The organism is Embleya sp. NPDC005575 (genome assembly GCF_040605455.1).
Classification (GTDB): Bacteria; Actinomycetota; Actinomycetes; order Streptomycetales; family Streptomycetaceae; genus Embleya.
Genome location: NZ_JBEXCV010000195.1, coordinates 1 through 13,684, shown reverse-complemented (window position 1 = coordinate 13,684; position 13,684 = coordinate 1). Strand labels below are relative to the sequence as shown.

Sequence of the window (13,684 nt, the reverse complement as noted above, 5' to 3'; positions counted from 1 at the left end):
TTCCGATCTTCAAGCGCCGGCCGGGCTGGGTGGCCTCAAGCGCCGGCCGGGCTGGGTGGCCTCAAGCGCCGGCCGGGCTGGGTGGCCTCAAACGCCGGCCGGGCTGGGTGGCCTCAAGCGCCGGCCGGGCTGGGGTGGCTTCGAGTGCCGGGCGGGTGGGGGAAATTCAGCTCGGCCGGCGGTTGAGGCCACCGGTCGGAGGTCGGATCTCGGGCGGCGTCAGCCGTGTGCGCGGAGGAGTTCGGGGAGGGTTACGGCGCCGGAGCCGTAGCGGGCGGCCACGTCGTCGGGGTTGGAGATGCGGCAGCGCTTCATCGACAGGCAGCCGCAGCCGATGCACTGCTCCAGGCCGTCCCGCAGCCGCACCAGTGCCTCGATCTCCTCCTCCAGCCGCCCACGCCAGGCCCGACTGATCTTCGCCCAGTCGGCCGGCGTGGGCGTTCGGCCCTCTGGGAGCCTGTCGAGCGCTTCCTTGATCTCCTCCAGGGTGAGGCCGATGTTCTGCGCCGCGCGGATGAACGCCAGCCGGCGCAGGATGTGCCGCTCGTAGCGGCGCTGCCCGCCCGACGTGCGGCTCGCGCTGATCAACCCCTCCGCCTCGTAGTAGCGCAGGGCGGATGCCGCGAATCCGCTGCGCGCGGTCATCTGGCCGACGGTCAACAAGTCCGTTCCGGTGAGCACGCCGCCTCCTGAAGTCCGGTCCACGATCCGGCCGATTCCTGGTTTCGTCGGCTTGACCTGAAGTGCACTTGAGCTTGCAGTGTAGAGGGGCAACCCATCACCGGGTGGGGTGTGGAATGCCTCTGGAGAACACCATGCCTGTCGCACTCATCACCGGCGCTTCGCGGGGGCTCGGCCTGGCCCTGGCCCACGCGCTCGCCGCCCGCTCCTGGACCCTGGTCCTGGACGCGCGCGGAGCCGCCGACCTGGCCCGCGCCGCCGACGAACTGCGCGGCGACGCCGACGTGATCGCCGTTGCCGGCGACGTGGCCGACCCCGCGCACCGCCGCGAACTGCGCGACGTGGTCCGCGAGTCCGGTCGGCTCGACCTGCTCGTCAACAACGCGAGTGTGCTCGGCCCGAGCCCGATGCCGCCGCTCGCCGGCTACCCGCTCGCCGAGTTGGCCCGGGCGTACGACGTGAACGTGTTCGCGCCGCTCGCACTCGCCCAACTGACCCTGCCCCTGCTGCTCGGCCGTCCCGATCGCGGCGCCGTCGTGAACATCAGCTCGGACGCCGCCGTCAACGCCTATCCCGGCTGGGGCGGCTACGGCTCCACCAAGGCCGCGCTCGACCACGTCACCGCGACTCTGGCCGCCGAGCAACCCGACCTGGACGTCTACGCGTTCGATCCGGGCGACATGAACACCGACCTGCATCGGCAGGCGTTCCCCGGCGAAGACGTCTCCGATCGGCCGGCCGCCGAGACGGTGGTGCCGGCGCTGCTGAGGCTGCTCGACGAGCGCCCCGCGAGCGGCCGGTACACCGTCGCCGAGTTCGCCTCGGCGGTGACCTCGTGAGCACCCCGGTCGCCCAGGCGGCGACCGAACCCGCCGAGGCGCGCGGACTGACGCGGGACGGGATCCGGCTGCTCATACACGCCGAGGGGCGGGTCGAGCACACCGTGTTCCGCGACCTCGGCCGGCACCTGGGCCCCGGCGACCTGCTGGTGGTGAACACCTCCGCGACGCTGCCCGCCGCGGTGGACGGCTACCGTGCCGACGGCTCGCCGGTGACCGTGCACTTCGCCACCCGGATCGACGCCGAGACCTGGGTGCTCGAACTGCGGCACGCCGACGGCACGCCCGGGCCGGTGGACGGCGTGCGCCGGTTCGAGGCGGTGCGCTTTCCCGGCACCGGATGCGGGATGGCGCTGTTGCTGGACCCGTATCCGGTGGAGCACGCCCCGCAGCGGCTGTGGAAGGCGCGGATCACCGTGCCGCAGGCCCGGGTGGAGACCTTCCTGGCCGAGCGCGGTCGCCCGATCACCTACGCCTACCTGCGCGAAAGATGGCCGCTGACGGCGTATCAGACGGTCTTCGCGCGGGACGAGGGCAGCGCCGAGATGCCGAGCGCGGGACGCCCGTTCACCAACGAACTCGTGGTCGACCTGATCACCCGCGGCGTCGCCGTCGCACCGATCGTGCTGCACACCGGGGTGTCCTCGCAGGACGTGGGCGAGCCGCCGCTGCGCGAGTGGTTCAACGTCCCGGAGCACACGGCGGACCTGGTCCGTCAGGCCCGTCGGGTGATCGCGGTGGGCACCACGGTGACCCGGGCGCTGGAGTCGGCGGTCCGACCCGACGGCGAGATCGCGGCCGCGCGCGGCTGGACCGACCTGCTGCTCGGCCCGGGCCGGCCGGCCCGGGTAGTGGACGGCATCATCAGCGGCCTGCATGCGCCGGAGGCAACCCACCTGCTGCTTCTGGAGGCGGTGGTGGGCCCGGCGGTGGTGCGCCGGGCGTACGACGAGGCACTCGCCGAGGGCTACCTGTGGCACGAGTTCGGCGACAGTTCACTGCTGCTGCCCTGAATCCGCGGCGCCGTTCCGCGATCCCGCGCCGCCGCCCCGCACCGATGGCGAGCCGGTGCGACCTCAGCGCACGAGTTCGGAGACCGGCCCGGGTCGGTGCCCCGAGCCCCCCACCGGCGGATCGCGTCGGGAGCGCACCCACCACAACACGATCACGCTCGCGACGGCCGCCACGGCGCACCAGGTCGAGGCGAAGGAGTGGAACCACAGACGCATCGTGACAGCCGCGCCGACGGCGCAGACCAGGCCCAGGACGCGCAACAATCGGTCCCGGGCCAGCAGCAGCGACCCCAGGGTCGCCACCAGGTAGCCGGCGATCACCCATGGGGCGCCGGGGATGCCCACCGAGTAGCGCACGGTGCTCCCGCAGATCTCGGCGTTCACCGGGCGCGATGCCAGCGCGTGTCCGAGTGCGCCGGCGACCACCAGGCCGAGCAGCACGAAGAAGGTCGCCCGGACCCGCTCCCGGCCGGGCCGCAGCGGCCATTGCGCGGCCACCACGGCGAGCGGGACGAAGGCGGGCAGCAGCGGGAAGGCGATCGTGGCCCAGGCCTCGCGTGCGATCTCGGCGGTGCCGGCGGACACCGCACCTCGCTCGCCCTTCCACACCACCGCCTCGACCAGCTGGTGGGCGCCGAGGATCACGGGCAACATCGCCATCGGCAGATCGTTGATTCGCCGTACCGACGCGACGCTTGCTATGCCCACGGCCGTGATGGCGCTGCCCATCACGAGATCGACTTCGGCGCTCCAACACACGGCTGCCTCGTCTCGCCTGGGGAGGGTTGTCGGGAGGATCTTCGGATGGGGCGTCGGGACGGCTGCCGGAACGGTTGCTCCGTGGCAGGCGTACCCGTAGTCGATGTGTTCAACAGTTCATACGCTCATTCGGACTCCCGTCACCGCAGTGGCCTCTGTCACGTTCCGGTGTAGTGGGCACGTACCGCCGGTTGGCCCGTGTAGTTGGGCCCGACCGTATCGTCGGCACCCAGATAGGTGTAGGGGAACACCACCTCCCGCGCTCCACGCAGCACCAGCCGCCGCCGGCGCGCGTCGTACTCGAAGCCCTGGCGGCGCAACTCGCCCGGCAGGTCGGCGGCGAGCGCGAGTCCGGCCGGGTCGAAGTCGGCGACGAACAGGCCGGTGGGCGTCAGCCAGGACGCGATCCGGGCAAGCAACCCGAGTCGATCGCCTACGTAATGCAGGCCGTGCACGCAGGTGATCAGGTCGTAGCGGCCAGGCGCGGTCCACCCGGTCGCGTCGGCTGCGATCAGGTCGAGCCCGGCCGGCCGGACGGCGGGAAGGAAGAAGTCGACCAGGTCGACGCCGGTGATCCGCACGCCCTCGGCGCGCGGATCACCGGCCGCCTCGAACAGCGCCCGACCGGACCCGCAGCACAGGTCGAGCCACGCCGTCCCGGGGGCCAACCGGGACAGCGGGTCGAAGCCCAACTCGCGCGCGTAGCTGTTCACTCCACGCAGACCCCGCTCGCGGTTCATCGCGTTGTTCGCCACGACCGGCGAGCGGCTCAACGTCGCGTCGTTCAGCAGCGGTGGGTCCTGAGGGGCGGTCATCCGGACAGGTTGGACATCGTGTGCGAGTCGGCCGGCGGCCGGTGGGTCAGTTGCCGGCGGTCCACTGCTCCCAGGTCAGGTTCCACGCGCCGTAGCCGTTGTCGGGCGCGACCGGCTTCTCCTCGTTGCCCTTGACCTGGACGATGTCGCCGCGGATGGAACGCTCGTAGAACCACTTGGCGTTCTCCAGGGTCATACTGACGCAACCGTGGCTGGTGTTGGCGTTGCCGAACGGGTTGTTGGGATTCCACGTGTTCGCGTGCAGGAACGTGCCCGACTCGGTGATCCGCATCGCGAACGGCACGGCCTTCTGGTCGTACTCGTTGCCCAGGCCCACCGTCTGCGAGTTCATGTCGAGCGTGGGGTAGCGCTCTTCCATGACCATGATCCCGTTCCACGTCGTGTACTTGGGGTCCTCGCCCGCCGTGATCGGGATCGTCTTGACCACCTGGTCGTTCTCCGAGACGGTCATCGTGTGCGCGTTGGCGTCCACGACGGCGATCCGCTTGGTGTCCGAGATCTTGAACGAGAAGCTCTTGAACTGCTTCGACATCACGCCGCCGCCGAGGTCCACACCGCGCAGGTTCAGGTCGACCTTGACCTGCGTGCCGACCTGCCAGTAGTCCTTCGGCCGCCACTCCACCCGCGAGTTGCCGAACCAGTGCCACGCGCCGTCCACCGCCGGGGTGGCGGTGACCTTGATCGCCTCTTGCACCGCCTTGTGGTTCTTCACCGGCTCGTCGAACGTGATCGAGACCGGCTGACCGACGCCGACCGTGGAATCGGCGTCCGGCATGAACGTCGCGGTGGCCGCCTGGGTGGGGTTGAGCACGGTGAACGCCGCGGTCGCGGTGGTCGGCTTGTTCTCCGCGTTGGTCGCGGTCGCGGTCACCGTGTACTTGCCGCCGTACATGAACGGCACCTTGGGCTTCCACGCGTTGCCCGCCAGCGCGCCGTCCACCGACTCGCCACTCGCGTTGGTCACCTTGACGTCGGCGACCTTGCCGCCGCCGACCGCGACGGTGATCGGCATCCCGGGGTCGACGCCGGTGGCCTTGTCCGCGGGGGTCAGGGTGACGACGGCCGGGTCCACCGCGCCGTTGCGGTTCTCGCCGGCCGCCTTCGCCGGATCCGGCGCCTTCTTCTTCGCGTCGTCCTTGCTACAGGCTCCGGTCAGCAGCAGTGACGCGGCGACCAGCGCGGCGACTCCGACGCTTCGGGTGGTTCGATTCATGTGGCGGGTTCCCCGTGTTCGGCCCTCAGGTGGATTCACCAAAGGGACGCCGGCGGCGGCGCAGCCGTTGCGCGGGGGACCCTGTGATCGAGGTCTCAATCGATGCGCGTCGCTCGGAGCGCGTTGCCCGATCGGCGCGTCGGGGGCGCGACCGCGGTGCGCCCCCGCAGGTCACACCCCGGTCACTGCTTGGTCGCGCTCGTGGCCAGCCACTGCGACCAGCTCAGGTTCCACGCGCCGTAGCCGTTGTCGGCCGCGACGGTGCGCTCCTTGGAGTTGATCACCTTGACCACGTCGCCGCGATCCGCGTGGTCGTAGAACCACTTGGCGTCCTCGGGCGTCATGCTCACACAGCCGTGGCTGGTGTTGGCCCGACCGAACGGCGGATTCGTCTTGTCGTACCAGTAGTTGCCGTGCACGAAGGTGCCGGAGGTGGTGATCCGGACCGCCGAAGGCACGTCCGGGATGTCGTACTCCTTGGCCAGGCCCACGGTCGCCGAGTTCATCCGGGTCTGGGTGTACTTCTCCATCACCACCATCACGCCGCCCCACGTGTCGTACTTGGGGGACTCACCGGTGGTGACCTTGGTGGTCCTGACCACCTTGCCGTTCTCCGTCGTGGTCATCGTCTTGGCGGCCACGTCGACGGTGGAGATCCGGGCGATGTTGCCGATCGCGAAGTTGAAGCTCTTGTACTGCTTGGAGCCCGCGCCGCCGCCCAGGTCCGCGCCGCGCAGATTGAGGTCGACCTTGACCTTCGTGCCGGCCTTCCAGTAGTCCTTCGGCCGCCACTCCACGCGCGTGTTGCCGAACCAGTGCCACGCGCCGGACACCGCCGGAGTGGCGGTGACCTTCATCGCCTTCTCCGCCTCGGCCTTGTTGGTGATCGGCCGGTCGAAGCGCACCGACACCGGCTGACCCACGCCGACCGTCCCGCCGTCCGGGAAGATCGACGCGGTCACCTCCTTGCCCAGCGTCTCGGTCGTGAACTTGGTGGACACCGTCGTCGGCTGGTTGTCCGCGTTGGTGGCGGTGGTGCTCACCGTGTACTGACCGCCGGGCGTGAACGGGACCTTCGGCTTCCAGGACTTGCCGTCCGCCGCGAGGGTGCCGTCGACCGGCTCGCCCTTCGCGTTGACCACCTTGACCGTGGTGATCTTGCCGCCGTCGACCGCGAAGGTCAGCGGGTCGCCGAGGTCGACGCCGGTCGCGCCGTCCTCGGGGGTCAAGTTCACCTGGGGTGCGGCGCCCTTGGCCGGCTCCTGGGGCTTGCCCGACCCGGTGCCGCCGCCGGCACCGCCGGTCGCTCCGGGCGTCACCTTGGACTCCCCGCCCGCGTTGCTCGTCTTGTCGCCCTTGTCGTCGCCGCCCAGCAGCCCGCAGGCCCCCGTGAACAGGATCGCGCCGGCGACCAGGACGGCCGGGACGGTGCGCCGCCGCATCGCTTTACCTGCCACGTTTCGGGGTTCCCTTCAAGCGGGTCGAGAAAATGGAGGCCGCGCGATGCGAGTCTCCGCATCATTGACTGTCGTAAGGCCCCTCAGGTTGCTCTCCGAGGGATGTGATGTACATCTCTTATCGGACGGAGCAACCTCGCTTCGGGCCGTGATCGCGGCCGATCCTCGGGCGCCCACGACACCGACAGAGGGTTGATAAGATAGCAAATTGCCGAGTTTGCGCCCGCCGCGCGGGCTCCTCGCGCGGAGCGCTTCGGTCGTCGAGCCGGCCCCGGGGTCCGACTTGCGCGGGCGGCGTCGGCACAGATATTGCGGTCGTGTCGCGGTGGAAGCGGAATCCCCGGATGCGCGACAGGGTGGCGGAAAACCGGCGTCGGCCGGTCGAATCCGACCGATCGAACGTGGGTTCGAGTTGATCCGATCCGGCCTCGGTGTGGCGCGGCGCGAGTGTCGCGGCCGGCTTTCCCTTCCGTCTTACGCCTCCTTCACGACTTCCTTCGCGCGCCCTCCTCGACGTGAGACTGATCACCGTTCGGGCCTGCGGCGGTGGGATCCGTCGTCCGAGGAGCCCGAGGGCCCGGTGCAACCGGCGCAAAGCGGCGCCGCGCGATGCGTGGCCGAACCGATCCGTACCGGGTCGCCCGAGGCGCCGGTCGAGGTGGTCGCGGCGACCCCCGCACGGGTCGATCGTCGATCCCGGGTCGCCGGCCCGGATCGACCGCGCGGCCGGTCGGTGTGCTGGTGGGGCAGCCGCCGCCGGGAATCCGGACCGTTCGACGGCCCGGTCGGCGGCGTCCGCTCCGGTCGGCCGCAGGTTGCCGGCGAGCCGCCGGGGTCGCGACGGCGAACTGCCGCGGCGCGACCGGAGCGGGCCGGCGGAGGCGGTTTCGGCGGCCCGACCCGGCTTGCGTAGAGATGGGTAAGTCGCGGACATATCAGGGCAGTTGACCACACGTCAGGCTACGCCTGCGTCCGGAAGGTCGGTGTTGGGCACGTCCGGATCGGGCCCGGTAGGCTCACGCCGACCAGCCCCCGGCAACGAGGATCCGCTTGATGTCAGCTGCACACATGCCCCCTCGCGCCCGGTCCGAACGACCGCCCACGGGACGGGCACTGCTCGCCTTCGCGGCCGTGTCGATCATCACCGCAGGCGCGGTCGTGTGGGCGGTGACCGCCGTCGGCTCGAACCACCGCACGACGGTCGCGGTGGGCGGCGTGGCGGTCGCGCTCGCGTTGGCCATCGCCGTCGCGGCCACCGTGTACGCGATCGGCACCGCGGACGTGCTGCGTGCCCGGAACGCCGACATGGAGGGCGACGCGGCCCGGTGGAACGACGACAACCGGGACCGGATGTCCGCGTACGAGGCCGAGGCGGCCCGGCTCGCCGACGAGACGCTGCCCGCGCTGGTGGCGTTGCTGCGCGGCGGCGCGTCGGTGGACACCGCACTCGCCGGCGTACCGGCTCCGCAGCACGAGGCACTGCAGCGCACGCTGGCCACCTTCGCTCGCGAGGTCGGTCAGGGCGAGCGCATGCGCGCCGCGGCGATGTCCGCGTGTGCGAACGCCGCAGGCCGGGTGCAGGCCCTGTCCACCAGCATGCTGGCGGACCTGCGCGAGATGGAGGGCCGGCACGGCGAGGAGGTGTTCGGCGACCTCCTGCGGTTGGACCACAACACCGCCCAGGCGGGTCGACTCGCGGACAGCATCGCGGTGCTCACCGGCGCGCGTTCGGGCCGCCGGTGGACCAAGCCGATCGTGATGGAGAGCATCCTGCGCGGTGCGGTCGGCCGGATCAGTGCCTACCAGCGGGTGCGGGTGCACTCGACCAGCGAGGCGGCGGTGGCCGGCTACGCGGCCGAGGGTGTCATGCACGCGCTCGCCGAACTGATGGACAACGCGACCAAGTTCTCGCCGCCCTCCGAGCAGGTGCACGTCTACGTCGAGGACGTGCCCGCGGGTGTCGTGGTCACCGTCGAGGACGGCGGCCTGGTGATGGGTGAGTTCGCCCTGCGCCGAGCCGAACAGGCGGTCGCGGCGAAGGCGTTGGACCTGACCACGCTGTCCGGGACCCGATTGGGCCTGGCCGTGGTCGGTTGTCTGGCCCGCAAGCACGGGTTGACCGTGTCCTTCCGGCCCTCCTCGCGCGGCGGCACCGGCGTCGTGCTGATGATTCCTCGGCAACTGGTCGGCGAGGTCCGCCCCGAGCCGCGCAAGCGGGCCGTGCCCGGCGCACCCGCGGCGCGGACACGTTTCGTCGAGGCACGTCCCGTCGAGGCGAAGCCGGTCGAGCCGGCACCGGCGGCCGCCGCACCCTCGGTCTTCGAATCGGTCGTCGAGCCGACCCCCACAGCGGCCGAGCCGGCGCCCGCACCCACGCTCTCCGGGCTGGCCAAGCGCCGTCCCGGGCAGACCCTGGCCGCCGCGGCCAAGGCGGCGGAGCGGGCCGAGTCGCGCCCGGATCCGGCCCCGGCGGCCAAGCCACGTCCCGCCCCCGGCGCCCGCTTCGGCGCGTTCCGCCAGGCGGTCCAGGGCGAACGGCCGGGTCGGGACGTGACGGCGTCCCCCGACGACAATTCCTGATCGCCCCTTCGCCGGGTCGTACGCAACGAGAGAACGGAGGCGGGGGTCGGCCATCCGGACCGGATGTCCACCCCGGAAGCCCTATGAGCGCAACAGCACACGGCACCGACGCACAGCGGATCGGCACCCAACGGCAGCCCGAGCGTGACCTCGACTGGCTGCTGGAGAACCTGATCGAGCGCACCCCGGGCACCCGGCACTCGCTGGTGCTGTCCAAGGACGGCCTCAAGTTGTGCCGTACCGCCAAACTGACGGTGGACCAGGCCGACCAACTCGCGGCCATCGCGTCCGGCATCCAGAGCCTTTCGCACGGCGCCTCGATCGAGTTCGGCGACGGCAGCGGCGGCGTGCGGCAGTCGATGACCGAGTTCCACGGCGGCATCCTGTTCATCGTCGAGGCGGGCGAGGGTGCCCACCTCGCGGTGATCGCGGACGACGACGCGGACGCCGGCGTGGTCGGCCACAACATGAACGAACTGGTCGAGCAGATAGGCGAGTACCTGAGCGCACCGGCCCGCCGGTTCGATGAAGGCGGCCGATCGGCATGATCCGGCGGCCAGTCGACAGCGGGGACCCGGACCGGCTGTACACGGTCACCAACGGCCGGACACGCGCGAACGAGGAAGCGTTCGACCTGGTCACACTGATCGTCAGCGAGTGCGAACCGAGCTCGGGCATGCAGTCCGAGCACGTCAAGATCCTGCGAATGTGCGATCGACCCACCGCCGTCGTGGAGATCGCCGCCGAACTGGGCCTGCCCGTGGGCGTGGTGAAGATCCTGCTGTGCGACCTGCTCGACACGGGGCGGATCACCGCGCGGCACCCGCGCACCTCCCCGCGCCGGGCGCAACTACCCGATACCGAGATCCTGAAGCAGGTGCTCGTTGGACTCCACAACCTCTGAGCTCGCCACGTCCGAGCCGGCCGTCCGTACCCCCCTGGCGAGCACCGCGCGCGACGGGCTCAAGATCGCCATCGTGGGCGGGTTCGGCGTCGGCAAGACGACGATGGTGCGCTCGGTGAGCGAGATCCGTCCGCTCAACACCGAGGAGACGATGACCCGGGCGGGCGTGGGCATCGACGACGCGCGCAGCGCGGACGGCAAGACCACGACCACGGTCGCCTTCGACTTCGGTCGGATCTCGCTCAACGACGAGATGGTGCTCTACCTGTTCGGTGCCCCCGGCCAGGAGCGCTTCTGGTTCCTGTGGGACCGGCTGTTCTCGGGCACGCTCGGCGCGGTCGTGCTGGTGGATCCCAGGCGTCTGGAGGACTCCTGGTACGCGATCGACCGGCTGGAGCACCACGGCACGCCGTTCGTGCTCGCCCGCAACAACTTCGGCCCGCCCGAGCACACGCTGGACGAGGTGCGCGACGCGTTGTCGCTGCCCGCGCAGATACCGATGGTCGACTGCGACGCGCGCAGCCGGGAGTCCAGCAAGGCCGTGTTGATCGCGTTGGTGAACCACCTCTACACGTTGTCTGCCGCCCGGGAGCGCGCCCTGTGACCACGTCTTCGGACCTCAACGACCCGAACGCCCCCGCGCCGCCCGAGGGTTGCCCGGCACATGCGGCCGGCAAGCCGCTGGACGCCTCGCACGTGGACGCCGAGCGGTTGTCCGGCCCGGGTCTGTGGCAGGACCCGCATCGCATGTATCGCAAGCTGCGGCAGGAGCACGGCTCGGTGGCGCCGATCCTGCTCGACGGCGACATCCCCGCGTGGTTCGTACTCGGTTACCGCGAGGTGCACCATGTCACCGCGAACGACCAGCTGTTCGCTCGCGACTCGCGGCGCTGGCACGCGTGGGACAGGATCGCGCCGGACTGGCCGCTGATGCCGTTCGTCGGCTACCAGCCGTCGGTGATGTTCACCGAGGGGCCCGAACACCGGCGCCGCTCCGGGGCGATCAGCGACGCGCTCGCGGCGGTTGACCAGTTCGAGCTGCGTGCCCAGGCGGAGCGGATCGCGGACCACCTGGTCGACGAGTTCGCCGGGGTGGGCGAGGCCGAGTTGATGGCCGACTACGCGCACCGGCTGCCCTCGCTCGTGGTGGCCGGGCTGTTCGGGCTGCCCGAGCAGGAGACTCCGGCGCTGGTGCAGGACCTGGCCGGCTCGCTGGACGGCGGGGACGGCGCGGTCGAGGCGTACCTGCGGGTACGGGCCACGATGGCCCGGCTGCTGGAGCGCAAGCGCGAACGCCCGGGCGCCGACGTGCCCTCGCGGCTGCTCGCGCACCCGGCCGGGTTGGCCGAGGAGGAACTGATCCAGGACATGCTCGTGGTGATGGCCGCCGCCCAGCAGCCCACCGCGAACTGGATCGGCAACACGCTGCGGCTGATGCTGACCGACGACCGCTTCGCGCTGACCCTGTTCGGCGGCCGGCGCAGCGTCGGCCAGGCGCTGAACGAGGTGTTGTGGGAGGACACGCCCACGCAGAACTTCATCGGCCGGTGGGCGGTGCGCGCGACGGTGCTCGGCGGGCAGAAGATCAAGGCCGGGGACCTGCTCGTGCTCGGTCTGTCGGCGGCCAACACCGACCCGCAGGTGCGCCCGGACTCCTACATCGGCGCCGCGGGCAACAACGCGCACATGTCCTTCAGCCACGGCGAGCACCGCTGCCCCTACCCGGCCCCCGAGTTGGCCGAGGTGATCGCGCGCGCCGCCATCGAGGTACTGCTGGACCGGCTGCCGGACGTCAACCTGTCGGTGCCCACCCGGGAACTGGTCTGGCGCGACTCGGTGTGGATGCGCGGCCTGGAGAACCTCCCGGTCGAGTTCACCCCCGCGTACGTGGGCTGATTCCGGGCCGGTTCGGGGCGGGCGAGGCGCCCGCCCCGAACCGGACTCAGGCCACCGGCGTGAACGTCACCGGCAGCGCGACCGGGCCGCGGGTGAACACGCCCTTCTCCGCGGGCGCGAACCCCGGCGCGAAGGCCAGGTCGGGCATCGCGTCGAGGAGTTGGTTGGCGCCGACCTCGACCTCGGCGACCGCGAGCAGCGCGCCGACGCAAAAGTGCCGGCCCAGCGCGAAGGACAGGTGGTCGGCCGCCGCGGAGAATGCCGTCTTGGCGGTCAGGTCCTCGCGGAAGATGTCGAACCGGTCGGGGTGCGCGAAGCGCCGGTCGTCGCGGTTGGCCGCGCCTATCAGGCACGTGAGCGTGCTGCCGGCGGGCACCACGCCGCCGCTGAGTTCGACGTCCTCGGCGGGCTGGCGCATGATCATGTGCACCGGCGGCGAGAAGCGCAGAGTCTCCGCGAACGCCTGCGGGATCAGCGACCGGTCCGCGCGTACCGCGGCGAGTTGCTCGGGGTGTTCGAGCAGGTTCTTGAACAGGCTAGCGATCGCCTTATCGGTCGTCTCGCCGCCGGCGGCCAGGAGCAGGCTGCAGAAGGCCTTGATGTCCTCGTCGCTCATCCGGGTGCCGTCGATCTCGGCCAGGCACAACGTGGACAGCAGGTCGGTCCCCGGGTTCGCGCGCCGCTCGGCGATCAGCGGCAGCAGGTACGCGGCGAACTCCTCGCGCGTGCGCAGCCCGGCCGCGGCCACGTCGGGGTCCTGGCTCAGGTTGCCCAGGAACGCGATGACCGAGGTGTACCAGCCCCGGAAGCGCTCGTGGTCCGCCTGGTCCAGGCCGAGCATGTCCGCGATCACATCGATCGGGAAGCGCTGCGCGAACTCCGGGACCAGGTCCACCGATCCGCGCTCGCGGAAGCTGTCCACGAGCCGCCGGGCGTTGCGCTCGATCACCGGCATGAACGTTTCCTGAAGGGTGTTGCCGCGAAAGGCGGGTGCCACCAGCGCGCGCCGCACGGAGTGTTCGCGCCCGCTCATCTGCAGGATGGTCCGCCCGTGCACGGGCTCCAACTGCCAGTCGTAGTTGTCGGTGGTGAACACCGGTTCCTTGAAAGCCCGTTCCAGGTCCGCGTAGCGCGAGATGATCCAGCTTTGCATGCCTTCGTGCCACAGCAACGGGTGTTCGTCGCGCATGCTCCGGTAGAGCGGATACGGATCGGCCGCGAACTCGGGCGAAAGTATGTCTGGCACATCCAGGGCGGTCATCGAATCCCCTTGTCCAACAACGCAATCGAAGATCATCAACCAAACCCGTCCAGGCTATGGACCACGACACTCGGGGTCCACCCCGTCCATGCGGTGCCGTATTCACGGAGGCGAACAAATGTTCCCTTGACATTGACCGGAAAGAAGGCCCGAACAGGGAGAGGCGGCCCCCGGAGAGATGGCGAAACGGCGATGGGGTGTAGTTGAACGGGGTGATCGCGTAGTCGATGCCCTCCAGGGGCCGT

At 70.7% G+C, this 13,684-nt stretch carries 13 protein-coding genes; 7 read left to right on the top strand and 6 right to left on the bottom strand.

What is annotated here, in order from left to right:
* Positions 1 to 219: 219 nt before the first annotated feature.
* Positions 220 to 681: a redox-sensitive transcriptional activator SoxR gene (gene soxR / locus ABZS54_RS37900; RefSeq protein WP_355546609.1), complete on the bottom strand. Its 462-nt coding sequence runs from the start codon at positions 679 to 681 to the stop codon at positions 220 to 222.
* A gap of 134 nt (positions 682 to 815) precedes the next feature.
* On the opposite strand from soxR, the gene ABZS54_RS37895 reads away from it, so the two are divergent.
* Together ABZS54_RS37895 and ABZS54_RS37890 are read left to right on the top strand one after the other, a co-directional pair.
* Positions 816 to 1,520, top strand: coding sequence for an SDR family NAD(P)-dependent oxidoreductase (locus ABZS54_RS37895; RefSeq protein WP_355546607.1), 705 nt, complete (start codon positions 816 to 818; stop codon positions 1,518 to 1,520).
* On the top strand, positions 1,517 to 2,533 hold the full coding sequence (locus ABZS54_RS37890; protein WP_355546605.1) for an S-adenosylmethionine:tRNA ribosyltransferase-isomerase: 1,017 nt from the start codon (positions 1,517 to 1,519) through the stop codon (positions 2,531 to 2,533). Before ABZS54_RS37895 ends, ABZS54_RS37890 begins: the two co-directional genes overlap by 4 nt.
* Positions 2,534 to 2,596: 63 nt before the next feature.
* Here the strand turns inward: ABZS54_RS37890 and ABZS54_RS37885 are convergent, their stop codons facing one another.
* From ABZS54_RS37885 to ABZS54_RS37870, 4 genes are all read right to left on the bottom strand, one after another.
* Positions 2,597 to 3,292 carry a DUF6629 family protein gene (locus ABZS54_RS37885; protein ID WP_355546603.1) on the bottom strand — a complete coding sequence of 232 codons (696 nt, stop codon included), beginning with the start codon at positions 3,290 to 3,292 and terminating at the stop codon, positions 2,597 to 2,599.
* A 158-nt stretch (positions 3,293 to 3,450) separates the two neighbouring features.
* Positions 3,451 to 4,107 carry a class I SAM-dependent methyltransferase gene (locus tag ABZS54_RS37880; protein WP_355546601.1) on the bottom strand — a complete coding sequence of 219 codons (657 nt, stop codon included), beginning with the start codon at positions 4,105 to 4,107 and terminating at the stop codon, positions 3,451 to 3,453.
* A 46-nt stretch (positions 4,108 to 4,153) separates the two neighbouring features.
* A complete protein-coding gene (locus ABZS54_RS37875) occupies positions 4,154 to 5,341 on the bottom strand; it encodes an Ig-like domain-containing protein (protein ID WP_355546599.1) in 1,188 nt (395 codons plus the stop codon).
* Between the two features lie 182 nt (positions 5,342 to 5,523).
* Positions 5,524 to 6,798 carry an Ig-like domain-containing protein gene (locus ABZS54_RS37870; RefSeq protein WP_355546597.1) on the bottom strand — a complete coding sequence of 425 codons (1,275 nt, stop codon included), beginning with the start codon at positions 6,796 to 6,798 and terminating at the stop codon, positions 5,524 to 5,526.
* Positions 6,799 to 7,851: 1,053 nt separating this feature from the next.
* On the opposite strand from ABZS54_RS37870, the gene ABZS54_RS37865 reads away from it, so the two are divergent.
* The 5 genes from ABZS54_RS37865 to ABZS54_RS37845 all read left to right on the top strand — a co-directional run bounded on the left by ABZS54_RS37865 (position 7,852) and on the right by ABZS54_RS37845 (position 12,178).
* The gene (locus tag ABZS54_RS37865) at positions 7,852 to 9,378 is read left to right on the top strand and encodes an ATP-binding protein (RefSeq protein WP_355546595.1); all 1,527 of its coding nucleotides are present in this window, start codon (positions 7,852 to 7,854) and stop codon (positions 9,376 to 9,378) included.
* Between the two features lie 83 nt (positions 9,379 to 9,461).
* Positions 9,462 to 9,926, top strand: coding sequence for a roadblock/LC7 domain-containing protein (locus ABZS54_RS37860; protein WP_355546593.1), 465 nt, complete (start codon positions 9,462 to 9,464; stop codon positions 9,924 to 9,926).
* The gene (locus ABZS54_RS37855) at positions 9,923 to 10,282 is read left to right on the top strand and encodes a DUF742 domain-containing protein (RefSeq protein WP_355546591.1); all 360 of its coding nucleotides are present in this window, start codon (positions 9,923 to 9,925) and stop codon (positions 10,280 to 10,282) included. Before ABZS54_RS37860 ends, ABZS54_RS37855 begins: the two co-directional genes overlap by 4 nt.
* Entirely contained in the window at positions 10,263 to 10,886 is a 624-nt protein-coding gene (locus ABZS54_RS37850; RefSeq protein WP_355546589.1) for an ATP/GTP-binding protein, read from the top strand. The genes ABZS54_RS37855 and ABZS54_RS37850 overlap by 20 nt, the downstream gene beginning before the upstream one ends.
* Entirely contained in the window at positions 10,883 to 12,178 is a 1,296-nt protein-coding gene (locus tag ABZS54_RS37845) for a cytochrome P450 (RefSeq protein WP_355546587.1), read from the top strand. Before ABZS54_RS37850 ends, ABZS54_RS37845 begins: the two co-directional genes overlap by 4 nt.
* A gap of 46 nt (positions 12,179 to 12,224) precedes the next feature.
* Here the strand turns inward: ABZS54_RS37845 and ABZS54_RS37840 are convergent, their stop codons facing one another.
* Positions 12,225 to 13,439 (bottom strand): cytochrome P450, encoded by a 1,215-nt coding sequence (locus ABZS54_RS37840; RefSeq protein WP_355546585.1) that lies wholly within the window; start codon positions 13,437 to 13,439, stop codon positions 12,225 to 12,227.
* Positions 13,440 to 13,684 lie beyond the last annotated feature (245 nt).